Genomic DNA, 25430 nt, shown 5'->3' with positions numbered 1-25430 from the left:
CTTTATTCTGCTGAATTGCTAACAAATTTTTCAAAGACTCCATTATCTGCCCAGTAAACGTCTGGCAATAAATAGAATTGTCCATTGGCATTTCGAACATAAGTTCCTTTAGCCGTTTCAATCAGAGTATCTACCTGAGATGATTGATGCTCTGATTTAACAATTTCTATCGCCACACGTCCTAAAGCATAAAATAGGCCATTTTTGTTGGAGGATGGATTTTTTGAATTATTTTTAGATACATCAATCGCTAAACTTGCTGGCAAAATCGCAAATGTATCTTGCCATGCGTCTAAGTTATTTAACAAATAATATGCTGTGGGTGTTTTACTTGGATACCAAATCTGAGGAATCGATTTTGAATTAGAAATAAAGTTAATATACGGTGCAACTTGTATGGCCAAATTTTGCGGCACAAATGACACTATTGCTTCTATGTCTTGCCTAGGCCTTGGAGTAAATTTTAACGGAACATGTAAAACACTTTGTAACCAAGATTTACGGTCATTTGATTTATTAATATTTAACCCATTATCAATTGCTTGACCAACCGTTTTTTCTACATTTTGTGTAATATATTCTTTTGCTTGTGGGGTATTTGACCAGGCCTGGTCAAATGCTTGTTCAAGTTCTTGAGATGTTTCTTCTGGCTCTTTTAAAACGAGTATTCTTTGATAGAACGATTGATTTAATATTTGAAATACTTGCTCTAATCCTGCTTGTTTACTTGGTGATAAACTAAACTCGTATTGGGTATATGCGGTTATTTCATTAAAGTACAGTGTTGGTACACCCGTTTTAAGTGCTTGCCATTGGCTGATTTTATCTTTTTGTAAAGGCCCAAAAATAAATTGTGGGTCGTAATACTTTAGAATCTCCCAAGCTTCAAAAACAGAATCATAATTCGCTAAATCTATGGCGATAAGTTTTCCTGTAAACCCGGCTTGCTTTAACCCTATTTGCAATGATTTTTGAATGCTTTCGCCAGCAAAGCCATAAGGGCCAGAAACGGGCAACACAATAGCCACTACGGCATTTTTATCATGCATAGGAAAATCAATCGTTTTACTATGTGAAAAAAAAGAAAAAAAGGATGATTTTTGTTCGGGAATTGAATCTACATATTCATGTAAACGCTCTACCCTTCTTTTAAAGTCTGGTAAAACAAACTGTTTATCAAGCTGTCTTAAATATTGTCTAACTTGTTTTACAGCGCCATTTTTTTTAGACATTTCTGCACGTAAAATCATTATCTCTTGATCTAGCCGTTTTACTTGCTGAAGCCTAGAACTTGGTTGAACGTTATTTTGAGAGCCTCTTGAATCAATATTTTGATTATTTGCTCCACTAATAAGTTCATCCCACTCACCTGCATAGGCAAAGCTTGCCATAGGCAAACTGCATACAAAGCAAAAACTTACGACTGGCAAGATTCGCATATTTTTACTTATATTAAAACGGGGCTTACAGCGTTTTAGAAACAATTTCGTAGACATCTTTTGATAAGTTTTCAGTTTTTAAAATCATTTGTAAAGCTTGTTTCATTTTTATTTGACGTGCTTCATCATATTTTTTCCAATGCGTAAAAGGTGCCACTATTCTGGCAGCAACTTGTGGATTAATCGCATCTAGCTTACTCACTTGTTGAGCTAAAAATACATAGCCCTCTCCATCTGCTCTATGAAAACCTAGCAAGTTTAATCGCCCAAATACACCTAATACACTTCTCACTCTGTTTGGATTGGTATAACTAAAGTCTGGATGTGTTATTAAATCTTTAACATGCTCTAACGCGTGAATATGATGTGATGCCGCTTGTAAACTAAACCACTTGTCTAGAACCAAAGTGTCGTTTTGCCATTTTTTATAAAAAGCGTCTAAACTGGTTTGGCGCTGTATACCATCTGTATGCGATAAGGTTTCTAATGCAGCTAAACTATCGGTCATATTATTGGCTTGAGCAAGCTGATTGACCGCTAACTCTATATTATTAGCATTAACCATTAAATAACTTAAACAGACATTTTTTAATTTACGATTTGCAATATCTTCTTTGGTGTATCGATAAGTCTGCACTAATGCATTTAACTCCTCATACAGGCCTGTAAATTCATTGTTAAACTGAAGCGATAGCTCTGTTTTTAGCCAATGATGAACATGATAAATAGCGTCAACATTTACTTGTGAATATTGCTCACCAATATAAGTAAAGTCAGGCAGTGTTAACGCTAAGGATCGCAACGCATTATCAATAGAATTGTTGGTTAACACGCCTTTAAAAGCCGCTATAAAATGCTCTGAAATCTGCATAGCCTGATTTTGCTCATAAGCTAAGATATTACGTTTAATCTCTCTAAGCGCTAAAGTTTGCATGGATTCCCATTGCACAAAACTATCCGTATCAAACTGTACCAGGCCTGCTAAATCTGCATCGCTTTGTTGGTAATCAAGAATAACAGGAGAGGTAAATCCTCTTAACATTGAGACCACTGGCTCTAACTCAACGTTTTCAAAAACGACGGTCTGTGTATTTTGTGTCAAAGCAATTAAAGCTTCGTCATCAGAAACCGTAACAAATTCTGCACTCTCCTGAGGGAGTTTAAGAGGTAATTCTTGACCATCTTTAGAAAATAGCGCTACTTTAACTGGCATTAATAAGGGTTTAAACTTATTACCAAGTGCGGCAATAGATTGAGTAAGCTCTAACTGTAAACTTTGTGTCTTAGGATTATAAAGAGTATTAACCGTAAGTGTAGGCGTACCACTTTGTACATACCATTCATGCATTTGAGACAAATCAATATTATTGGCATCTGCCATGGCATTTCTAAAATCATTTACAGTAACGGCTTGGCCATCATGTCTTTCAAAATAAAGATTCATCCCCTTTCTAAAACCTTGCTCACCTAGCAAAGAGTGATACAAACGAACCACTTCAGCGCCCTTTTCATATACCGTCATGGTGTAAAAATTATTCATTTCTATATAAGATTGCGGCTGAATTGGGTGTGACATTGGCCCAGCATCTTCAGGGAATTGATTACTTCTTAGTCGCTTAACATCCTCAATTCTCTTCACAGCAGGTGATAACATATCCGCAGTAAATTCTTGATCTCTAAAAACCGTTAAGCCTTCTTTAAGCGTTAATTGAAACCAGTCACGACAAGTAACTCTGTTTCCTGTCCAGTTATGAAAATATTCATGCCCAATAACGGCCTCAATACCTTCGTAATCAACATCAGTGGCAGTATCTGGTTTAGCCAAAACAAATTTAGAGTTAAATACGTTTAAGCCTTTATTTTCCATGGCCCCCATATTAAAGTCATCTACGGCCACAATCATATAAATGTCTAAGTCATAAATCAGCCCAAAACGCTGTTCGTCCCACTGCATAGATTTCTTTAAAGACGTCATGGCGTGTTCACATTTATCGCTATTTTTAGATTCAACATAAATTCTTAAATCAACATCACGTCCATCCAACGTATGATATGTGTCTTGGATTAGCTCTAGATTACCCGCAACTAACGCAAATAGATAACACGGTTTTTTAAACGGATCTTGCCATACGGCATAATGTTTATTATTGGCTAAATCACCTGATTCAATTAAATTACCGTTAGAAAGTAAAACTGCGTTCTCAGATTTATCTGCAATTATTTTAGTCGTAAACAGCGAAAGTACGTCTGGTCTGTCCATAAAATAAGTGATTTTTCTAAAGCCTTCCGCCTCACATTGTGTGCAATAGTTGCCGCTTGTTCTATAAAGACCTTCTAAGGCTGTATTCTCTTGAGGAGCAATCTCTGTTTCAATCGTTAAATCAAAATTTACCAGGCCTGGTACTGGAACTTTCAACCCTTCTTCAGTCTGTTCACACTGTTGTGTAATATCTTGACCATCTATCATGACCGATAAGAGCTTTAACTGCTCTCCATCAAGCATCAGTTCCGTTTGTTCAACCAAGTTCAATATATTCATTTTATTCGTCACAACCGTTTGAGAGGGTTGTAAGTCAAACGTTAAATAAATTGAATTAATTGTAAATTCTGGTGCTTTATAATCAGATAAATGATGAACTAAAAGGGTATCGTTTTTCATAGGGTAACTCATGTAAATTTAAACAAAAAAGCCTTCCTGGCATTATGACAGGAAGGCTTCTAAAATACAGCCTGGTTTACTAAACGTTAACCAGTGATTTTGAATAGTGATTGTTGCAAAATAAAAATGGATTAATAATCAAACTCTGCACGACGGTTTTTTGCCCATGCCGCTTCATTATGTCCGTCATCAACAGGGTTATCTTCACCAAAACTAATTACCGTAATACGACTAGGACTCACACCTTCAGCAACTAAAGCATTTTGAACGGCTTGTGCACGTCTTTCACCTAACGCTAAGTTATACTCACGTGTTCCACGCTCATCACAATAGCCTTTAATTGTTACTTTAGCATCTGGCTCAAGTGATAAGAAATCAGCATTCGCTTTAATTACTTCATAGTTTGATGGGGCAATTTCTGATTGGTCAAAATCAAAATGAACAACTTTTCCATTAATCATTGCTTGTAATTCAGCTTTTTTGGCTGCTAAATCAGCCGCTGCTTGTTCTGCAGCTTGGCGTTTTGCCGCTTCAATATCTGTATTAACTTGCTCTGTTGCAACTTCTTTACTGTTGTCTGTATCTGTATCTGTTTTAGGGGTTGAACTACAACCAACTAAAGCAAAACCTAAAAAAACAACTAAAAATAACTGAGATAGATTCTTGTATGACATTTTATGCATCCTAAACTTTATAAATAATATTAATCATTAATATACCTAATTCTAGAACAAATAACCAATAAAATCATAAAAAAGTAAAAATTTAACAAAAATAGATTATTTGTACTTTTTACCGCATGGTTATATACAAAAGAAAATAGTCCTTTTTGTATACTTAAACGTCGTGTAAAAAATAAAAGGTAAACAATAGCGTTGTAACTTAATAAAAAACGGCAAGACTTTGCGCATCACTTAAATATTTAGATAGCAATAGTATCAAAATAGTTCAATAAGATTTTGAAACGAGGTATTAAATTTATTAAGAAAAAAAGACCCCAGTCAAAGACTGGGTAAATGGGCTACATTATGAAAAACGCATATCCAATTACAACGTTTCCATAGGTTTTATTAAACCATAGCCAACCCAAATACGAATTGATTGAAATCAATAATAACCACAAATTATATAGTCATATAAATTAAGTGGAGATTAACTTACCTCTTTACACTCTATACAACTGCTAATGCCCGCCACTTTTTTAAGTGCCGCTTCATTATAAATAATAACTTCTTTTTTCTTCCAACTGACAATCCCTTCAGCATTGAACTTAGCCAATATTCGAGATACTGTTTCTGGTGTTAAACCAAGATAAAGCGCAACATCTCGGTGAAGAATACTTAAACGAAACTCATCATAAGTATAACCACGGCTTTTATAACGGTCAGCCATATTCCAAATAAATTGTGCCACACGTTGATCTGCATTTCGCTTAATCAGCAATTCAGAGTGCAAGCGTCCATCCTGCATCTTTTTACTCATTACCATCATGATCTGTTGGTTAAGATTAGGGATTTTCATTGATAAATCACTAAGCTCATCATAAGGTAAGGTACAAACACTCGTACTATCTAACGCCATAGCATTATATAGATAATGGCCATCAACTAAACCATCAAAACCAACAACATCTCCAGGTAAATAAAAACCATGAACAATTTCTTCACCCAGATCAGAATAAGAAAAAAGCTTAATAACCCCTGCACGAATAGCAAAGATAGACTGAAATTTTTGACCTGCTTCGTAAACCAACTGGTTCTTTTTTAAAGGAGACTTTCTCTCCACAATAGTGTCTAAACGATCAACATCCGATTTTTGCAACCCCGTAGGGAAACAAATCTTTTGCAACCCGCAATTTAAACAACTTGCGTTAAACGCAGATTTAACTTGATTCATAGTAGCCCTAATGAATTTGAGATAGGATTATTATTTTTATATATTATTTTTTGATTGTATCGTTTTTAATTATTTTGTCATCTTTTACGGAATATTTTTTATTTTTTTGTACTTATAGGGGTATAAAAAATATATTTTACTTCTCTTTTTTGTCATAAAACAACGACTGCTTAATTTTTAGGCAGTCTAATGTTTTTTGGCTAATTTAAAGCACTTAAGAGATATTTACTAACTTTACACACAAAGTTATCCACAGGTTTTGTGGAAAAGAAATCAAATACTATGGTTATATAAAATAACGACATAAATTAAGCCTATACATTATATAAAACAATACCTTAAAAATTAAATATAATCCAAATTCTAAATAATAAAATCTAAGTATGGCTTAGAGGTTGTCAAGGTTTTTTTATATTTATTCACTTTTATTTAAAAAGACATCACCCACACACACAGATTAGCTATGTTAAAATTCTTGCCAATTTTATAGCGAACTTTTAAATCGTATTTATTACTTGAAACTGCGTGGTAATTAAATGACACTTTAATTACACTGTGAGCAGATATCACAAATTACGGAAGTAAAATATGTCAAAAATATTAGGCATTGGAAATTCAGTTTTAGACATAATCTTAAGTGTTGAGCATCACCCCCAAGAAGATGAAGAATTGCGTGCTTTAAACAAGCAAATTTCAACAGGCGGTAATGTAAATAATACTTTATATGTGTTAAATCAACTCGGCCATCAAACCGATATATGTACGACTGTTGCTGCTGATAGTGAGGCTAAACAGTTATTGACGGGACTGAATGAGCGCAATATTTCAACTGAGCACATACAAAAATTTATAAAAGGACGAACACCAACTTCTTTTATTACTCTCAATGCTCAGAATGGACATCGAACGATTGTTCATTATCGCGACCTTCCTGAAATTAGTTTTGATTTTTTTGCCAAGATTGAAATTGAAGAGTATGACTGGCTTCACTTTGAAGGCAGAAACATGCCTCACCTTCCAGGCATGATTAATATATCTAAAACATTTCTAACTCACCAACCCATATCTCTTGAAGTTGAAAAACCAAGGGATGGAATTGAGGCATTATTTTCGAGTGTAAACCTAATTATTTTTTCACACCATTATGCTAAAGCAAAAGGCTTTAGCAACGGTCATGAATTATTAGAAAGCCTAGACCTTGCTAACACCAACTTAGTTTGTACTTGGGGTACTGAGGGCGTTTGGCTACAACCTGCAGGTGGCACAATAGAACATATTGAAGCAGAAAAGGTAAGCCCAGTTATAGATACACTTGGGGCTGGAGATACTTTTAATGCTGGTTTAATTCATTCTCTAATTGAAAAAAAGCCATTAATAGATGCCGTTATTTATGCCAGTAAACTAGCGGCAAAAAAATGTATGCAACCAGGCCTGGGAAATTTATTAAAAGAAACTAAAGAAGAAAAGGCGCTGGCCAATATTAACCAATTAAGCAACGCTAAAGCTACCGTTGTGACGAGTGATAAAGGTCAATCGTTAGTGTTAATCAAATACGAAGATGGCGTACGTTGCTTTATAAACAATTGTCCACACCAAGACGTGCCTTTAAATGAAGCATATAAAATTGATGTAAACCCTTTTGAAAAAACAATGAAATGCTCAGTACACGACGCTTATTTTAATATAGACGATGGACTTTGTATTGAAGGCCCTTGTTGGGATGAATCGCTGGTAAGCGTGGCAATAAAATTGGATGAAAATGGAGACGTTTTTCTAGCTTAGATACAAAGAAAAATACTTTAATCGAACATCAAATAAAACAAAAAGCCATTTTACCCTATGCTCACACGTCATAGACGGCCACAGGGCTTGCCAGGCCTGGTAAAATGGCTTAAAGCAATAAATGGCACGTTTTATTTTAAATTGGCTTTTATTGCTCTTTGTCTAAAGGCCTCATATACCGTTACACCTGCGGCAACAGAAACATTTAAACTTTCTACTACGCCAACCATTGGAATCGCCGCTAAGTGGTCACAAGCTTCACGTGTTAAACGTCGTAAACCACTGCCTTCAGCTCCCATAACAACACCAATTGAACCTGTTAGGTCATGATCGTAAATTGTTCGATCAGTTTCACCCGCCAAACCAATCATCCACATACCTTCTTGTTGCATCTCTTTTATCGTTCTAACTAAGTTAGAAACAACAATCAATTTAACATTGTCGGCAGCACCAGAAGCCACTTTACGAACCGTTGGGTTCATGCCTACTGAATTATGTTTTGGAATAATAACGGCGTGAACGCCTACCGCATCTGCGGTTCGCAAAATAGCGCCTAAGTTATGTGGGTCTTGCACTTCATCTAAAAAGATAAATAGCGGATTTGAGACATCATCAATAAGTTTCTTTAAATCTGATTCAACTAAGTCTGCTTGTTTGGCAACGGTTGCCATAACACCTTGATGATTACCATCGATCTTGTTAAAGGCAGACTTACTAACCAATTCAATATTTAAGCCAACTCTTTTAGCTTGATCATGCAATGCTTGTTGACGATTATTTAATCGGCCTTTTAAAAAGCTAATGGTATAAACTGATTGAGGAGATTGTTTTAAAAACTTTTCAATCGCATGTAAACCATATATGACTTCTTGCTTCATTTAGTCAGCCTTTGGTTTTGAACCTGAACGTTTTTTCTTACGATAAAAACGCTTTTTGCGAGCTGGTTTTTTATCATCACCTTGATTCTCACCTGATTCATTTTCTTCAGATTGTGCTACTTCAGGCTCTACATGTTCCGTTAGGCTCTCAATAAAACGTAAATCGACCTTACGATCATCTAAGTTTACTTGCGCTACTTGAACTTTAATGCGATCACCTAAACGATATGTTTTACCTGTACGCTCACCTTTTAAGCAATGACGTGCATTATCGTAATGGAAATAGTCTTCACCCAACTCAGTTATGTGCACTAAACCTTCAACGTATAAAGGTTGAAGCTCAACAAATAATCCAAAGTTAGTTGCGGCTGATACCACCGCCTCATACTCTCCACCAATTCGGTGTGATAAGAATTCACACTTCAAGAAAGTTGTCGCGTCACGTGTCGCTTCATCAGCACGTCGTTCAGTATCAGAACAATGCTGACCTAAATCAACCATTTGGTTTTCAGTGTATTCAAATTTTTCAACACCCGATTTAGTCCATACATGACGAATAGCGCGATGAACTAATAAATCTGGATAACGACGAATTGGCGAAGTAAAGTGAGCGTAATGCTCATAGTTCAAACCAAAGTGGCCTTTATTTTCGGGCTGATAAACAGCCTGACTCATACTTCTTAGTAAGACGGTTTGCACTAGGTGCTCATGTGGCTCACCACTTACTTTAGCTGAAACTGCAGCATAATCATGTGCTGTTGGCTCATCGCCACCTTCTAACGTTAAACCAAAGTCAGATAAGAACGTTCTTACATTTTTAAGACGCTCTTCCATTGGTTTTTCATGCACACGATAAAGGATTGGCATCTTATGCCACTTAAGGTAACGAGCTGTCGCTACGTTAGCCATTAACATGCACTCTTCAATTAACTTGTGAGCATCGTTACGGGTAACAGGCACAATCTCTTGAATCTTACGTTCTTCATCAAAAACCATGCGTGTTTCAGTGGTTTCAAACTCTAAAGCACCACGTTCGGCACGTGCGACTTTTAGTACGTTATAAAGATCATGCAAGTCGTGAAGTAGAGGTACTTGTTCAGCAAATTCTTTACGATATTCACTTTTTTCATCTGTAAGAATCTCATTAACTTGAGTATAAGTTAAACGTGCTTTTGAGTTCATTACCGCTTGATAAAATTGGCTTCGCTCTAATTTACCGTCTTCAGTTAACGATAAATCTGCAACCATACATAGACGATCAACTTTTGGATTTAATGAGCATAAACCATCAGACAGTTTAGATGGCAACATCGGTACAACTCGTTGTGGAAAATAGACAGAGTTACCACGTTTAAATGCTTCTTTATCTAATTCAGTACCTGGTTTGACATAATGTGAAACATCAGCAATTGCAACCACTAAACGCCACCCATTTTTACGGCGTTTTGCAAAAACAGCATCATCAAAGTCTTTAGTATCTGCGCCATCAATAGTGACTAACTGAAGCGCTCGTAAATCCTTACGATCTTCTAAGTCTGCTTCAGTCACTTCATCAGGAATACTGGCCAACTCTGCTTCAAGTTCAGCAGACCAATCATTTGGTATACCGTAAGCATGGATAGCAGAATCAATCTCCATACCGGCGGCCATATAGTCACCAACCACTTCAATGATTTTACCAATTGGCCCTGAACGCATTGATGGCTGATGAATAATTTCAACTAAAACAATTTGCTCTTCTTTTGCGCCTAACAAACCATCTTGTGGAATAAAAACATCTTGCGTAATACGATTGTTATTTGGACGAACCCAAGAAAGACCATCTTCATGATTTAAACGGCCTAACACTTGTTGTGTATTGTGTTCTGTAACTTCTATGATAGCGCCTTCTTGGCGACCACGACGATCTTCACCAATAACTGAGGCAATAACGATATCGCCATGTAAGGCTTTATGCATTTCTTTTTCTGACAAGAAGAGATCTTTACCACCCTCTTCTGGTACTAAAAACCCGTACCCATCAGGGTGCCCTAAAACACGGCCTTTAATAAGGTCCATTTTTTTCAGTAAACCAAAAGCACCGCGACGGTTACGAATTAATTGTCCATCACGTACCATTGCTTTCATACGTCGCGATAGAGCCTCAAAACGCTCTTCATCGTCTTCTTCTACTTCAACGGCTTTAGCAACTTGATAAAGTCTTAATGGCTTTTGAGCCTTTTCTAAAACTTCTAAAATAAATTCTCTACTAGGAATTGGGTTTTCATACTTTTCAGCTTCACGCTGTGCATGTGGATCATGTTGACCCGATGTATTTTCTTTACTCACGAATACCATCTAAATTTAAAAACGCTTACACTCAATTATTTACAAATTCCACAAATAAATTGAGCTTGGAGCGTTATATTGAAAAAAATCATGCCGTATTATAGCAAATAGTTACTCAACATTATTGCATTACTGTCAACTCTGCCTTAATTACTCGTTCCTCCTCTGAATATAAGGCTTTGTAAAGCATATATAAGGCTGATTGAATCGCTTCTTCAAGCACGGGATGATAAAACGGCATTTTTATCAACTCTAAAACGGTCATTTCTTGCTCGATAGCCCATGCTAATAGATGTGTAAAATGTTCGGCATGAGGCATTAACATTTCACCACCAATCAAACGCTTACTTTCTTTATCTCCATACAATGAAATAACGCCATGATCTTCACCCATAACAATAGCTCGACCATTTTTACCTTCTAAATCGAAATTAACCACCTCGATTTTTTGTAAATCAAGATTTCGGTAGTTTTCTCCAAAAAAGCCAATATCTGGATCTGTAAACGCGATACCCAATGGCGTTTTACGCTTATAGGATGTTATTAATGGATAGTCCATTGCATTAAGCGTTGCAATTTTTCCTTCGTGACTAGCCTCATGTAAAATAGGTCTAAACATATTTACATCGCCAGCTATAAATATTGGTTTATCTTCAATTTGCATTGTATTTATACTAAAGAGTGGCATACCTCGTTTATCTAGCTGCACACCAGCTTTTTCTAGTTGTAGATTATCGATATTAGGACGTCGTCCTAAAGAAGCTAGAACAATATCAACCTCAAAACTTTGCTCTTCTAGATTTACTTTAACGCCATTATCCGTTTTCTCTAATTGTGCGGCCGCACCAAGGTGAATAGGAAATTCTTGACCAAACAATGCCAAAGCTTTATCAATCACGTCCGGTGAACTTAAACCACCAACCGTTTTTTGCATTTCAAAACCAATAACCTCTACACCTAAACGAGATAATGCCTGACCAAGTTCTAGCCCAATAATTCCAAGACCCACCACAGCAACACGTTTTGGCAAACCTTCCAGCTCAAAAATCTCATCACTGGTTAACAACCTATCTTGCAAAGCTTGCCATGGCGCCGGCACAACAGGCCTGGAACCTGTTGCAATAATAATTTTTTCAGCATAAATTTTTTCACCGTTAACTTCTAACGTATTTTCACCAATAAATACTGCATAGCCCTCTATAAACTGATTAGACTTTAAAGTCTCTGTTGACCCCATTTTTAAACCACCAGTAAAACGATCACGCAAACGTCTTATTCTTTGCATAACCTGTACAGTATCTACATCAAGATTTTCGCCACCATTAAGACCAAACTCATTTAAATGATTCTTTTGATGATATAAATTGGCCGACTGAATCATTGCTTTAGAAGGCATACAACCAACACGTGCACAAGTAGTGCCTAAAGAACCTCCATTAATAATGACAAAATCATCAGTTTGCTTTCTTATTATTCCTAATGCCGTTAAACCCGATGTTCCAGCACCTAAAATTGCATATTTAACTTTTCGCATTTAAGACTCCATATTTTTATACGCTTTAATTTTATATATTTTGATTTTAGCTTGTTTACACGATAAAAACGCATTTTAAATATTATAATTTTATGACTTTTGCTACAGAAAATGCTTTTATAAATAGCTATGACAAATTTTAAATAGAACACCTAGTTTTTTTTGGGTTTTATTAAAGCAATAACTCAACTAGAATAATCACTCGTTATACGCTATAGGAAAAGCTTTTGCGCAGCCCTAAATTTAAACCTAACCTTACAAATACAACACTGATGATTCTCATCAGCGTAATACTGTTTGTTAGTTTTAAAGCCAATGCAATTCCCTCTACAACAACATTAACCAAAGCCAAATCGATTAGTGAGCGTATAAACCAACCTTTTATTGGCGACCTAGACAAAATAAAAGAACGGAGAATCTTACGTGTTCTAGTAAGTTACAACAGAACCAATTTTTTCCACACCTTACGCGGTGACAGGGGTATTGAACACGATTTAATGAAGGAGTTTGAAAAATACCTCAATCGTGGCCCACTAAAAGAACGCTATAGAACCCATATCGTTTTTTTAGCACACCCATTTGAACAACTAATACCCGATTTAACAGCAGGTTATGGCGATATTGTCGCGGCAGGTATTACTATCGCTCCAGAGAGAGCGGCCTATATAGATTTTACAAAACCTTACATTACCAACGTCTCAGAAATACTTATCTCTAATAAAAACAAACCCGCTCCCAAAACCATTCAAGAACTCGCTGGCAAACAAATTATTGTAGTGAGTAACAGTAGCTATATTATCCATATACAAAGGCTCAATCAAGAGCTTGGTCGCTTAGGACTACCTGCTATTGAAATCGTAAAAGCTGATTCTCTTTTAGAGGCGGAAGATATTCTTGAAATGGTAAACGCAGGGTTATTTGACTACACCGTTGTAGATAACCATATCGCCGAAATATACCAAAATGTCTTTACCAATCTAAGATTACAAAAAAACTTTGCTTTTCATTATGGGGGAAACATTGCCTGGGCAATCAATCAAAATCTTCCTAAATTAAAAAAAGTGTTGAATGATTTTATTGTTAAGTATGCCATGCCGGGACGTTTTTTAGGAAACAGCTTATATAGAAAATACTTTAAAAACCCATATTGGATCAAACAACCATTATCGTTAAATGCGCTCGACGAAACCCCATGCTTACAATACTATTTTGAAAAATATGCTACGTTTTTTGATTTTGACTGGTATCTAATTGCTTCTCAAGCCTTTCATGAATCGGGTTTTAAACAAGACCTAAGAAGTCATGCAAATGCAGTGGGCATTATGCAAATTAAACCCTCTACTGCTCGTTCAAAAATCGTCAACGTGCCTAATATTTATAATTTAGAAGACAATATTTTAGCAGGTGTTAAATACCTAGCTTTTATTAGAGATTTTTACTTTGACAAACCAGAATATTCAAAAGAAGATAAAATTAACTTTACCTTAGCTGCCTACAATGCAGGGCCAGGTCGTATTAGAAAACTACAACGAATGACCGAAGCAAGAGGCCTTAACCCCTATAAATGGCATTACAATGTAGAAGTACTTGCAAGACAAGAAATTGGTCAAGAAACGGTTAACTATGTAACCAAAATACAAAAAACCAAAATCGCATTAAAACTTGCAAAAGAATTGGCTACAAAAAAACACCAATTTAAAGAAGAACAGCTAGAAGAATATCAAGAAACGCAGGCCGAAAATTCTGACTCAAATAATTAACGACCTCACTCAAGTTCTATAAATTACTTGAGGTAAAAACCGGACTTGCATTTACAGTGAATCAAACAGGTCTAAAAACCTTTACATTTTCAAACCCTGCATCACGCAAATACTGAGCATGCAATTGGCTCATGACCCCTTTATCACAATACAAAATATACTCATTTGATTGGTCTAACGTTTTAAATGTACGGTTTAATTCAGTAAAAGGGATATTTATATTCTCAATATCTAAAGGCGCATGATTCGCTTCTGATTCACGACGAATATCAATAACAATTGCCTGGCCAGGTGTATTCACAATATCTACCGGCGCAGCACTATTTACATCTTCAATAATTTTATCTACAGGAATACTGATTGACTTTTCAATAGCCGCATCCAACACTTGATAGTCAAATGCCTTGGCTTCTCGTTCCATTCGATTAAACGATGCATTGGTAACAGGGTTTTTAGAAATGACGCCACAATATTCTGGCATGTTTTCAGCATATTCACGTGTACCAATGTTATCGGCTATTTTTATAATTTCAGATTTATTCATCGTTGCCAAAGGTCTTAAAATTAATTTGTTAGACACTTCGTCAATTACCGCTAAATTTCGCAAGGTTTGACTACTCACCTGAGCCACACTCTCACCAGTAACAAGCGCATCCACGCCCATAGCGTCCGCCACTTTTTCTGAAGCCATAATCATCAATCGTTTTAATGTTACGCCCATATAGCTTTCGTGTGTTGATCTAAAAATTTCTTCAACAACCTCTTCAAAAGGTACAGTAATAAATTGCACTCTATGAGATGCACCAAACTGGCCCCATAAATAAAGGGCTACTTGTTTAACACCAACTTCATGCGCCGCACCACCTAGATTAAAAAAGATAAAATGCGTTTTTATGCCACGTTTCATGGTTAAAAAACTGGCCACGGTTGAATCAAACCCACCTGACATTAATGACAAAACCTCACCTTGAACCCCGATAGGGAATCCACCTAACCCCGGTTGCCTTTTTGTAATAACGTTTAATGTATTGTTATCAAGCTCAAATTCAACTTTTACTTCTGGTTTGCGTAAATCCACGCCTTTTGGCTTACCTTTATTAAATAAATGGGAGCCGACATAACGTTCAATGTCAAAGGAAGTCAAGCTATGCTCACCAGTTCTCTTAGCTCTTACTACAAAGGTTTTACCTTCAATTGAAGATAACTTATGTTCTGCCACAATTTGAGCAATCGCCTCTAAATCTTCACCCGTTTCATATTGAATAACTTCTAAATATTGCTCAACACCAGGAGTTTGTTTAAGAATTTTACGCACAGATTCAATGTTCTTTTCATCCGTCTGAACTTCAATTTTGTCAAAAAAACGTTTTATTTCTATTGTGTCATCTACTCTATATAACAAGGTGCGTAAGTTATCCGTGAGCATATTAATCATGCGCTTTTTAACTGGACCACCTTTAATCATAATTTCAGGAAACAACTTAACAATAAACTTCATTTTTTACTCTTTATTTAATACATTTCAATAAATTACCAGGCCTGGTAATTCAATAATTATTTGTTTGTGTTATGTAAAACACTATATGGGCAAGCGAATATAGCGACATTATATTTTTTTGTATTGTACACCACTCGTCACCTTGATTTTAAAGAGGATTAAAGTTCAATTTTATTCTATATAAGGTTGGCATCGTGGCGAATAAAGCAAACATCAAAATAGATGATTCATGATATTCAATTGATAAATGAACCCTGTGCATGTTAAAATCCAAAAAGTTTACTATTTCAATTTAAAACAGAGAGACCCTCGATGAAAAGATTAGATCAAGTACTAGCCGCTGATGGCATAAATGCTGAATTAGAGCTTGTTATCAAAGACATAATGGTTGCGTGTAAAGACATCGCATACAAATTAGGTCAAGGTGAATTAGCTGGTATCTTAGGCGCAACAGAAGACGAAAACATTCAAGGTGAAACACAAAAGATGTTAGATGTTATTTCTAACGACCTTTTAAAAGATATCTTGGTTGCTAACTCATTCGTTCGTGGTGTTGGTTCTGAAGAAGAAGATTACACTATTGCGGCTAATGCAGATGGTAAATACCTAGTAACATTTGATCCATTAGATGGCTCTTCAAACATCGACGTAAACCTTTCTGTTGGTACAATCTTCTCAGTTTTAGAAGCACAAGACAATACGCCTGGCGACAACCAAGAAGTGTTTTTACAAAACGGTCGTAAGCAAGTAGCTGCAGGTTATGTTCTTTACGGACCATCTTCACTATTAGTAATGACAACAGGTAATGGCGTTAACCTATTCACTTTAGACACAAACATCGGTGAATTCGTTTTAACTAAAGAAGCGCTTCAAATTCCTGCAGACACTGCTGAATTTGCAATCAACATGTCTAACCAACGTTTCTGGGAACCAGAGATGAAAGAATACATTGACCACTGCCTACAAGGTGAAGAAGGTCCTCTTGGTAAACGTTACAACATGCGTTGGGTAGCCTCTATGGTTGCTGAAGTTCACCGTATTCTTATTCGTGGTGGTATTTTCATGTACCCATACGACAGCCGTGACCCTTCAAAAGCAGGTAAACTTCGTTTAATGTACGAAGGTAATCCAATGTCAATGATTGTTGAACAAGCTGGTGGTGCTTCATCTACTGGTCGTATGGATATTATGGACGTAGCTCCAAAAGGTATTCATGACCGTGTACCAGTCGTTCTTGGTTCTAAAAATGAAGTCGCTAAAGTAGTGGCTTACCACAATAAATAAGCGTATTTAGCTTACTGAACTTAAAACACCCGCAAAAGTTAACCAATAAGGCACGAAGACACAAAGTTTTTGTTGTTTAAACGGAGAATTACTGCGGGTGTTTTGCGTTATAAAAACGATAAAACCACTCTAATAAAACACCACTGACCGAATCACACTTTTCTTTCTTCGTGTCTTCGTGTCTTCGTGGTAAAGACAAAAGGAAATAAAACATGGGATATTCAGCAGTTCCTGCAGGTAAAGACGTTCCTAATGATGTAAACGTTATTATTGAAATTCCTGCTTTTGCAGCACCAATAAAATATGAAGTAGACAAAGACACTGACCTTGTTTGGGTTGACCGCTTACAAGGTGCAACAATGTCTTACCCTGCTAACTACGGCTACATTAATGACACCCTATCTGATGACGGTGACCCTGTTGACGTTTTAGTCGTCACGCCACATCCTTTAATGGTTGGATCAGTGATTCGCTGCCGTCCAATAGGCATTTTTAAAATGACGGACGATGGCGGAGAAGATGCAAAAGTTATTGCTGTTCCTGTCGATAAACTTTCGCCAATTTATTCAAAAATTGAAAAAGTTGAAGATATTCCTCTTTTAAAAGAGCAAGTAGAACACTTTTTTAGCCACTACAAAGACCTTGAACCTGGTAAATGGGTAAAAGTAGAAGGCTGGGGTGATATAGATGCTGCACGTGAAGAAATTCTAAACGGTGTAAAAGCTTACCAAGCAAAATAAATTATTGCTCGTTTTAGCAAAGCACTATTAAAGCCCACCTTTTGGTGGGCTTTTTGTTTTAGAATTAAAAAGCAATACGAAACAGACATCTACACCTTTATTTTTTTATATTCACTGCTATGTGCTTAATTCATTGAAAATATCTGCTATAATTTGTTCCAATTTCTTTTAAAAATTGAGAGTAAAAATGGCAGCCAACATTCGTGATAAGCAGTTAAGAGCACGCGTCAAACTTCTAGGAATAATCCTCGGAAAAGTCATCACTTCACAAGTAGGTGTAGAGACTTATAATGCAGTAGAAAAACTACGTAAAGGCTACATAAGCCTACAAAAGAACGATGACCCAGAATTACGCAAAGAACTCACAGCTTTCATTGAATCCAGAAGTGCTGATGAATTAAATCTTATTATTCGAGCCTTCAATTTATACTTTAGTCTTGTCAACTTAGCCGAAGAAGAACATCAATATCATGAAAGACAAAGTCAATTAAAATCAGACGGCCCACTTTGGATGGGTTCAGTATTAAATACCATCGGTGAATTTAAAGAACAAGGCATGCAAGCCAACCAAGTTCAAGAATTACTAAACAAACTTCACTACATCCCCGTCTTTACAGCTCATCCTACAGAATCAAAACGCCGTTCAGTTATGGACAATTTAAGAAGAATCTTCTTAGACATAGGCACTCTTAATGAAGCCGATACCTATAATAATGAATACCGTAAAGAATCTCTTTATCAGCAATTAGAATCTCAGATTCAAGTACTTTGGCAAACGGATGAAGTACGTCGTCAAAAGCCAACCGTAGAAGATGAAATTCGTAATGGTATCTACTATTTCCGTAAATCGTTATTTAAAGCTGTTCCAACCGTTTATAGATACATGGAACGCGCGTTAGACAAACACTATCCTGAAGCAAATATTGCGACACCAGATTTTTTAACCTTTGGTTCTTGGATTGGTGGTGACCGTGACGGTAACCCATTCGTAACCCATGACACAACAATCAAAGCTCTTCTTTTACAATCACGATCCGTGATTTATGAGTACAAACAACGTGTATTTGATTTAAGTTCTAAATTAACGCATTCTCGCTATCTGTGTAATATTTCACAAGAAATTATCAACCGTACAACTATCGTAGATGCTGACCTAATTGAAGCCGTATTTAAGAAACGCCCAGAACGTTTTAGAGATGAACCTTATCGTCGCTTCTTATACATTATGGAAGGTCGATTAAATAAAAACTTGCAGTATGTTGAAGCTTGGTTAAATGACGAGAAAATCGAAAAGTCTTCTTTTGCTTATGCCTCCGAAGCTGAACTTCTTGAGGACCTTGAACTCATTCATAGTTCACTATGCAATCATGGTGATGAAAATGTTGCCAATGAGGAGCTACAAGACCTTATCCGTTTAGTTAGAACTTTTGGTTTCTATCTAATGCGTTTAGATATTCGTCAAGAATCTAACGTACATAGTGATGCTGTTGCGGATCTTTTATCTCATCTAGATATCGACTACAAAAAGTTAAATGAATCTGAAAAGCTAACATTACTTGCGAAACACGTAGCATCTGCAACCATTATTGATACCCAGCACCTAGCTTTAGACAAAATGACAACAGAAGTACTTGAAGTATTTAATGTTATTCGTCAAATGCGTAAAGAAATTAGCCCTAAAGCCTTTAACAACTATGTCATATCAATGACCCACGAAGCTAGCCATGTAATGGAAGTGCTATTCTTGGCGCATCAAGCTGGGCTGGCGGGATATAACGCAGGAAAACCTTACTGTGACCTTGAAATAGCACCATTATTTGAAACCATTGAAGATTTAGAACATATTGTTCCGGTCACTCAAGCACTGTTTGAAAACGCAACCTACAAAGCTTTATTACAAGCCTCTGGTAACCAGCAAGAGATTATGTTGGGTTATTCTGATTCAGCCAAAGATGGTGGTAATTTATCTTCCGCCTGGAGCCTATATCAAGCTCAACAACAAATTATGAAATTAGCCGATACTCACCAAGTGGATTGTCGTTTATTCCATGGTCGTGGTGGAACAGTTGGTCGTGGTGGAGGCCCTACTCACTATGCGATTTTATCGCAACCAACAGGCACGGTACGCGGTTCAATTAAATTTACCGAACAAGGTGAAGTACTTTCTTATAAATACAGTAACTCTGAAACAGCTATGTATGAGCTATCACTTGGGGTTACAGGCCTTATGAAAGCAAGTACTTGCCTTGTTTCAGACATTACTGAAGACAATCCAAAGTATCTAGAAATCATGAAAACGCTTGCCAAAGATGGTGAGCACAATTTCCGTGAATTAACCGACCATACTAAAGGATTCTTTGAGTTTTTCTATGAAGCCACCCCTGTTACGGAAATTGGTTTACTGAATATCGGTTCTAGACCTTCACACCGTAAAAAAGGCAACCTATCCAAATCTTCTATTCGTGCGATTCCATGGATATTTGGTTGGGCGCAAGCACGCTTGACGTTCCCGGCTTGGCAAGGAACAGGTTACGCACTTGATAATTGGATTAATCAGCATTCTGACGAAGAGCTTAAAGATATGCATAAAAACTGGCCTTTCTTTAACTCATTTATCAGTAATATCCAAATGACGTTATTCAAAACTAATTTAAAAATTGGTAAAGAATATAGCAAGCTTGGTCAAAACCAAGAGGAAGCTCTTAAAATCTACAACATGATTGCAGAAGAACACGAGCGTGCAGTAAGACGTGTATTGGAAATATCTGGTAATGAATATTTAATGGCAGACACCCCAACACTTGCTCTGTCTTTAAAAAGACGTAACCCTTACTTAGTGCCGTTAAACAATATACAAATAGCTTTAATAGCACGTTATAAAGCAGTAGATGCAACGGACGAAGAACGTGAATTATGGTTAAACCCTCTTCTTAACAGTATTAATGCTATAGCGGCTGGTATGCGTAATACTGGTTAAGCTGTTAACTTTATTGACTTTTAACCCTCGTTTATCGGGGGTTTTTATTGTCTATTAATTAGATATAATTTTATTTATATGTCAATAAACCACACTTAATAGTAAAAAGCTTAAAAAATAGCAGTATAATATCTGGCTGAAAATTATTGTTTTGCAGCTTACTGTTTACAGAGCTTTAAACTGATAAATGGCGATCCCATTCTTCAAACTAAAGAGAATACTATGCAAGTCACACTACTAAAATCAAAATTACATCGTGTTACTACAACACACGCCGAACTAGATTATGAAGGTTCTTGCGCTATAGATGGTCACCTGTTAGATGTAGCAGGCATTCGTGAATACGAACAAATTCAAATATATAATGTCAATAACGGTAAGCGATTCACCACTTATGCAATTCGTGCAGAAGATAACAGTGGAATTATTTCTGTTAATGGTGCCGCTGCACACAATGCAGACCCTAATGACTTATTAATTATCGTTACTTTTGTTTCTATGGAAGAAGCTGAAGCAGATACCTTTAAACCTAAAATGGTTTATTTCAACGATAAAAATGAAATTACCCATACGCGCAATACTATCCCGACACAAATGGCAGAAGCGACTAAAGCAAGTTAATTAGCTTTGGATTGTGTATAGATGTAAAAAAACCGGCAATATAATTTTTTATATTGCCGGTTTTTTTATTTAAAGACTCATAAATCAATATTTTATTTAGGTCTAAATTTCTCAGGTGTAATCAATATTTCAACCCGTCTGTTCTTTGCATAATCTTCTTCGGTTGTACCATTAGAAATAGGTTGAGTATCCGCTAAACCAATTGCTTGAGCCTGTTCAGGCCTAATTGCATTATCACTCACCAACTGCTCAATAACACTTGCCGCTCTTGCGCTAGAAAGCTCCCAATTAGATTTAAAACGCCCTCCAAAAATTGGTCGACTATCCGTGTGCCCCACCACTTGTAATGCAACTTTTTCATCTCTAAACTGAAAAAACTTGTCAAGCAACTCAATAAATCTTGGTTTTAAATTAGCACGCCCAGGATCAAAAGCAATTTGTTCTGGGAACACCAATCTAATTTGATTATTCTCACTATCGTAATGAATTTTTATTTCACTTTTTTTACCCGCTTCCGAGTAAGTCTCAATTAGATTTTCATAAAGGGGATGAAGATTATCAGTTACGGTTTCTTGACTATCCTTAGACTCTGGAGGCAGAGTTACTTTAGATTCCGAATCCATTGATAATTGAAGAGATTGAAAAAACTGTTCTTGTTCTGGAGTCAACTCACTGCCATTACCGAGTGCTTCACTTAATGATTCAACCACCGCTTTATATTTTGGTACATCGGCACTCGACATGGCATATAAAAGTACAAATAAAGCCATTAACAGGGACATTAAGTCGGCAAAAGTTGCCAACCATGCAGGACCACCCCTAGCCTTCCTGGCCACGATCTTTTACCTTTTTATTCATCTGTAAATAAGGGGCAAGTAAATCCCTCATAACAGAAGGGTTGTGACCTTTACCAATACTTTCAATTGCCTCAATAATTAATAACTCTCTTTCCGATTCATTTTGTGCCCAAGACTCAATTTTATCCGCTATTGGCAGAGCAAAAAGGTTTGCAATCATGGCGCCATACAAGGTTGTTAACATAGCAACGGCCATAGCAGGTCCAATTGCAGATGGATCACTGAGATTTGACAACATTTGAATCAAACCCACCAAAGTACCAATCATACCAAATGCAGGTGCGGCTTCACCAATTGAGCGAAACACGCCAGCACTGGTTTCAGCCTTTTCCATTAATAATTTATTTTTCTCTCGTAGCGTTTGTCTTACTAAATCAACGGAATATCCATCCACCATCATACGAATACCGGTTTGATAAAAGCTATTATTTACTTCATAGCTTTCCATGGCTAAAACACCTTTACCACGCACCAATCGTAATAAATCTTCTGTAACATCAACCAATTCATTAAAGTCTTTTATTTCTGAAGATACTTTTAATACATTAAATGACATGCCAATTGCTTTAAAACTGTCCGCCATAGAATAGCGGATCATGGTGGCTGCAACGGTTCCACCCACAACAATCATCATACCTGGTAAGTTTATAAACATACCAATAGATGACCCCATTGCCATGGCCAAAAGCACAATGACAATACCCGCAACTAATCCGATTAATGTTGAAAAGCTCATATATAGATTTTAAATATTGAATGGTTAATAATTAAATGTCCGTTGGTGAATAAACATTGATAAATAGCAAGCATAAATATCTCAAAAAGAAACAATGAAATATAAAACAGTGGTTGACTTACTAAGGTTCTAGCTATTTTTTAATAGCAAAATATTATCCAATAAACGGGTTTTACCCAAAATAACGACACCAAGAATGACAATATCTTGTTCATAATTAGTTACTGGAGCCAAAGTCTTAGCATCACGAACGGTTATATAGTCAACTTCATCAAATCCTTCCGCCAACAAAGAGTCAGTTGCCGCTGAACATAAATCAGAAAACTGGGTATTCCCTGATTCAATCGCATGGGCAATATCTTGCAACACTGTGTGAAATTTAGGTGCAACTTTTCGCTGTTGCACAGAAAGATATTGGTTTCTAGAACTTAATGCCAACCCATCTAAATCACGACCAATAGGAGCTGAAATAATGCCTATTGGTAATGAAAGCTCTGCAACCATTGTTTTAATAATCGCGAGTTGTTGATAATCTTTTTGACCAAATATTGCTTTATCAGGTTGCACAATATTAAATAGCTTACAAACCACCGTTGTTACACCATCAAAATGACCAGGTCGGATAGCCCCTTCCAATAAACCGGTTAAACTTTCAGTTGCTTGAACACGTGTTTGTTGAGTTCCATTTGGATACATTTCTTCAACAGAGGGATAAAAAACCGTATCTACCTGTGACTCAGAAAGTTTTTTTTGATCGAGTTCAATCGTTCGTGGATAGCTAGCATAGTCTTCATCAGGACCAAATTGTATGGGGTTAACAAACACACTTACAACCACTTTATCACAAGATTGCTGAGCCAATTTAACCAAGCTAAGATGGCCGTTATGAAGGTTTCCCATCGTGGGTACAAAACCAATAGAATACCCCTTCTTTTTCCACTCTAAAATTTGAACACGCAAAGCGTTAACTTGTTCAAAGACTTGCATACAAACTTATCCCTCTAAATTAATGTAAAATTAACCATCTAGACGACTACGCGACTACATGCTCTACGGAAGGAAATTTTTGTTTTTTCACTTCACTCACATAACAAGCCAATGCCTCTTGAACAGATCCAGTCTGTGCCATAAAGTTTTTAGAAAACTTAGGTGCATTCCCCACGGTTATACCCAACATATCGTTTAATACCAATACTTGTCCACTGGTATTAACACCTGATCCAATACCAATTATAGGTATAGAACAAAGTTCTGTAATTTCTTGAGCTAAAGCCTGCGGTACACATTCGAGTACAATCATGTCTGCACCTGCATTTTGTAATGCAAGCGCTTCATCACGTAAACGTTGCGCAGAAGAGTCATCCTTGCCTTGCACTTTATAACCATATTTTTCAACCGATTGCGGTAACAATCCAAGATGCCCACAGACAGGGATTCCCATTTCTGATAATGCTGTTATTGTGTTTACAACACGCATACCACCTTCAAGCTTAACCATATTTGCCCCGCCTTCTTTCATTAAGCGTGCGGCACTTTGTAGGGTTTGCTCAACAGAACAATCAGACATAAAAGGAATATCTGCAATACACCAGGCCTGGTAATTTCCACGTTGTACCATTTTAGTGTGGTAAACCATCTCATCTAAAGTAACAGGTAACGTTGTTGCATGACCTTGAACCACCATTCCTAATGAGTCACCAACTAAAATCACCTCTACACCAGCTTGTTCAATCCAATGCGCAAAACTTGCATCATAAGCTGTTAGACAGGTTATTTTTTCGCCCGTTACATGCATTTTTTTAAGCTTAGATAGCGTAATTGACATAGATACTCCTATTAGTAAAAGCCACTTTTATTCACAAGGCGTAATAAGGTTCAGGCAGATTGCCATTATATTGTTAGATTCTTTGAAAGGGTTAATAAACAGGAAAAAAAACTAATTATTCACATCGGCTAGAGCAATCAAATAAGACTTTTCAAGATTACCCAATAATGCTCTAACTTCACCTTTATTTGGAATTACCAGGCCTGGTGAAATTTCAGCTAACGGAACAAGTACAAAGTCTCTAACACTCATCTGTAAATGTGGAATCGTTAGGTTTTCTTCTTCAATGAGTTGGTCGCCATAAAGCAAAATATCGATATCAATTAACCGCTCACCCCAATGGCGTTTTTTAACTCTTCCCTGCTCTTGTTCTATCTTTTGTACAGCGTTAAGTAAAACCAATGGACTTAATTCAGTTTGAATTTTGCACACTGCATTCACAAAATCAGGTTGATCTTGAGGACCTAAGGGCTTAGATCCATAAAAAGAAGAAGATTTAACAAGTTGAGTTTGAGGTAATTCAGATATTGAATTAAGCGCCGTTTTTAGCTGCTCGACCGGGTTTGATAAGTTACTTCCTATCCCTAAATAAGCCGTGGTTTTTAGCATACAATTG

Annotated in this window: 19 protein-coding genes; 6 read left to right on the top strand and 13 right to left on the bottom strand. The window is 36.6% G+C overall.

Annotated features, from left to right (window positions below; translation table 11 throughout):
- Positions 1-2: 2 nt before the first annotated feature.
- The 4 genes from ACYQ0E_RS04110 to fnr form a co-directional block, all read right to left on the bottom strand.
- Positions 3-1391 (bottom strand): penicillin-binding protein activator, encoded by a 1389-nt coding sequence (locus ACYQ0E_RS04110; RefSeq protein ID WP_460186979.1) that lies wholly within the window; start codon positions 1389-1391, stop codon positions 3-5.
- 73 nt (positions 1392-1464) lie between these two features.
- Complete coding sequence (gene pepN, locus ACYQ0E_RS04105) at positions 1465-4098, bottom strand: aminopeptidase N (RefSeq protein WP_460186978.1); 2634 nt, start codon at positions 4096-4098, stop codon at positions 1465-1467.
- Between the two features lie 131 nt (positions 4099-4229).
- Positions 4230-4772: a peptidoglycan-associated lipoprotein Pal gene (pal, locus tag ACYQ0E_RS04100; protein WP_460186977.1), complete on the bottom strand. Its 543-nt coding sequence runs from the start codon at positions 4770-4772 to the stop codon at positions 4230-4232.
- Between the two features lie 478 nt (positions 4773-5250).
- Complete coding sequence (gene fnr, locus ACYQ0E_RS04095; RefSeq protein ID WP_460186976.1) at positions 5251-5994, bottom strand: fumarate/nitrate reduction transcriptional regulator Fnr; 744 nt, start codon at positions 5992-5994, stop codon at positions 5251-5253.
- Positions 5995-6582: 588 nt separating this feature from the next.
- Here fnr and ACYQ0E_RS04090 point away from each other — a divergent pair.
- Complete coding sequence (locus tag ACYQ0E_RS04090) at positions 6583-7776, top strand: PfkB family carbohydrate kinase (protein WP_460186975.1); 1194 nt, start codon at positions 6583-6585, stop codon at positions 7774-7776.
- Positions 7777-7907: 131 nt separating this feature from the next.
- Here ACYQ0E_RS04090 and rlmB read toward each other — a convergent pair whose 3' ends face one another.
- The 3 genes from rlmB to ACYQ0E_RS04075 form a co-directional block, all read right to left on the bottom strand.
- Positions 7908-8654, bottom strand: a complete 747-nt coding sequence (gene rlmB / locus ACYQ0E_RS04085) for a 23S rRNA (guanosine(2251)-2'-O)-methyltransferase RlmB (protein ID WP_460186974.1) — start codon at positions 8652-8654, stop codon at positions 7908-7910.
- Positions 8655-10991, bottom strand: a complete 2337-nt coding sequence (rnr, locus tag ACYQ0E_RS04080) for a ribonuclease R (protein ID WP_460186973.1) — start codon at positions 10989-10991, stop codon at positions 8655-8657.
- Between the two features lie 112 nt (positions 10992-11103).
- The gene (locus tag ACYQ0E_RS04075; RefSeq protein WP_460186972.1) at positions 11104-12516 is read right to left on the bottom strand and encodes a dihydrolipoyl dehydrogenase; all 1413 of its coding nucleotides are present in this window, start codon (positions 12514-12516) and stop codon (positions 11104-11106) included.
- A gap of 227 nt (positions 12517-12743) precedes the next feature.
- Between ACYQ0E_RS04075 and ACYQ0E_RS04070 the strand changes: the two genes are divergently transcribed.
- Positions 12744-14276, top strand: a complete 1533-nt coding sequence (locus ACYQ0E_RS04070) for an MltF family protein (protein ID WP_460186971.1) — start codon at positions 12744-12746, stop codon at positions 14274-14276.
- 61 nt (positions 14277-14337) lie between these two features.
- On the opposite strand, the gene thiI is transcribed toward ACYQ0E_RS04070, so the two are convergent.
- Positions 14338-15774, bottom strand: a complete 1437-nt coding sequence (thiI, locus tag ACYQ0E_RS04065; RefSeq protein ID WP_460186970.1) for a tRNA uracil 4-sulfurtransferase ThiI — start codon at positions 15772-15774, stop codon at positions 14338-14340.
- Between the two features lie 312 nt (positions 15775-16086).
- Between thiI and ACYQ0E_RS04060 the strand changes: the two genes are divergently transcribed.
- From ACYQ0E_RS04060 to panD, 4 genes are all read left to right on the top strand, one after another.
- The gene (locus ACYQ0E_RS04060) at positions 16087-17058 is read left to right on the top strand and encodes a class 1 fructose-bisphosphatase (protein ID WP_460186969.1); all 972 of its coding nucleotides are present in this window, start codon (positions 16087-16089) and stop codon (positions 17056-17058) included.
- A 212-nt stretch (positions 17059-17270) separates the two neighbouring features.
- A complete protein-coding gene (ppa, locus tag ACYQ0E_RS04055; protein ID WP_460186968.1) occupies positions 17271-17798 on the top strand; it encodes an inorganic diphosphatase in 528 nt (175 codons plus the stop codon).
- A 187-nt stretch (positions 17799-17985) separates the two neighbouring features.
- Positions 17986-20775: a phosphoenolpyruvate carboxylase gene (ppc, locus tag ACYQ0E_RS04050; protein WP_460186967.1), complete on the top strand. Its 2790-nt coding sequence runs from the start codon at positions 17986-17988 to the stop codon at positions 20773-20775.
- 222 nt (positions 20776-20997) lie between these two features.
- Positions 20998-21396: an aspartate 1-decarboxylase gene (panD, locus tag ACYQ0E_RS04045; protein ID WP_460186966.1), complete on the top strand. Its 399-nt coding sequence runs from the start codon at positions 20998-21000 to the stop codon at positions 21394-21396.
- 92 nt (positions 21397-21488) lie between these two features.
- On the opposite strand, the gene ACYQ0E_RS04040 is transcribed toward panD, so the two are convergent.
- From ACYQ0E_RS04040 to folK, 5 genes are all read right to left on the bottom strand, one after another.
- Positions 21489-22232 (bottom strand): OmpA/MotB family protein, encoded by a 744-nt coding sequence (locus tag ACYQ0E_RS04040; protein ID WP_460186965.1) that lies wholly within the window; start codon positions 22230-22232, stop codon positions 21489-21491.
- Positions 22216-22989 carry a motility protein A gene (locus tag ACYQ0E_RS04035; RefSeq protein ID WP_460186964.1) on the bottom strand — a complete coding sequence of 258 codons (774 nt, stop codon included), beginning with the start codon at positions 22987-22989 and terminating at the stop codon, positions 22216-22218. Before ACYQ0E_RS04035 ends, ACYQ0E_RS04040 begins: the two co-directional genes overlap by 17 nt.
- A gap of 129 nt (positions 22990-23118) precedes the next feature.
- Positions 23119-23976, bottom strand: a complete 858-nt coding sequence (gene panC / locus ACYQ0E_RS04030; RefSeq protein WP_460186963.1) for a pantoate--beta-alanine ligase — start codon at positions 23974-23976, stop codon at positions 23119-23121.
- A gap of 46 nt (positions 23977-24022) precedes the next feature.
- Positions 24023-24814, bottom strand: a complete 792-nt coding sequence (panB, locus tag ACYQ0E_RS04025) for a 3-methyl-2-oxobutanoate hydroxymethyltransferase (protein ID WP_460186962.1) — start codon at positions 24812-24814, stop codon at positions 24023-24025.
- A gap of 111 nt (positions 24815-24925) precedes the next feature.
- Positions 24926-25423 (bottom strand): 2-amino-4-hydroxy-6-hydroxymethyldihydropteridine diphosphokinase, encoded by a 498-nt coding sequence (gene folK / locus ACYQ0E_RS04020; RefSeq protein ID WP_460186961.1) that lies wholly within the window; start codon positions 25421-25423, stop codon positions 24926-24928.
- Between the last annotated feature and the right edge of the window lie 7 nt (positions 25424-25430).

The organism is Thiomicrorhabdus hydrogeniphila, from assembly GCF_054656895.1.
The sequence above is the reverse complement of the archived record's forward strand: the minus strand, read 5'-3'. Positions and strand labels throughout refer to the sequence as shown.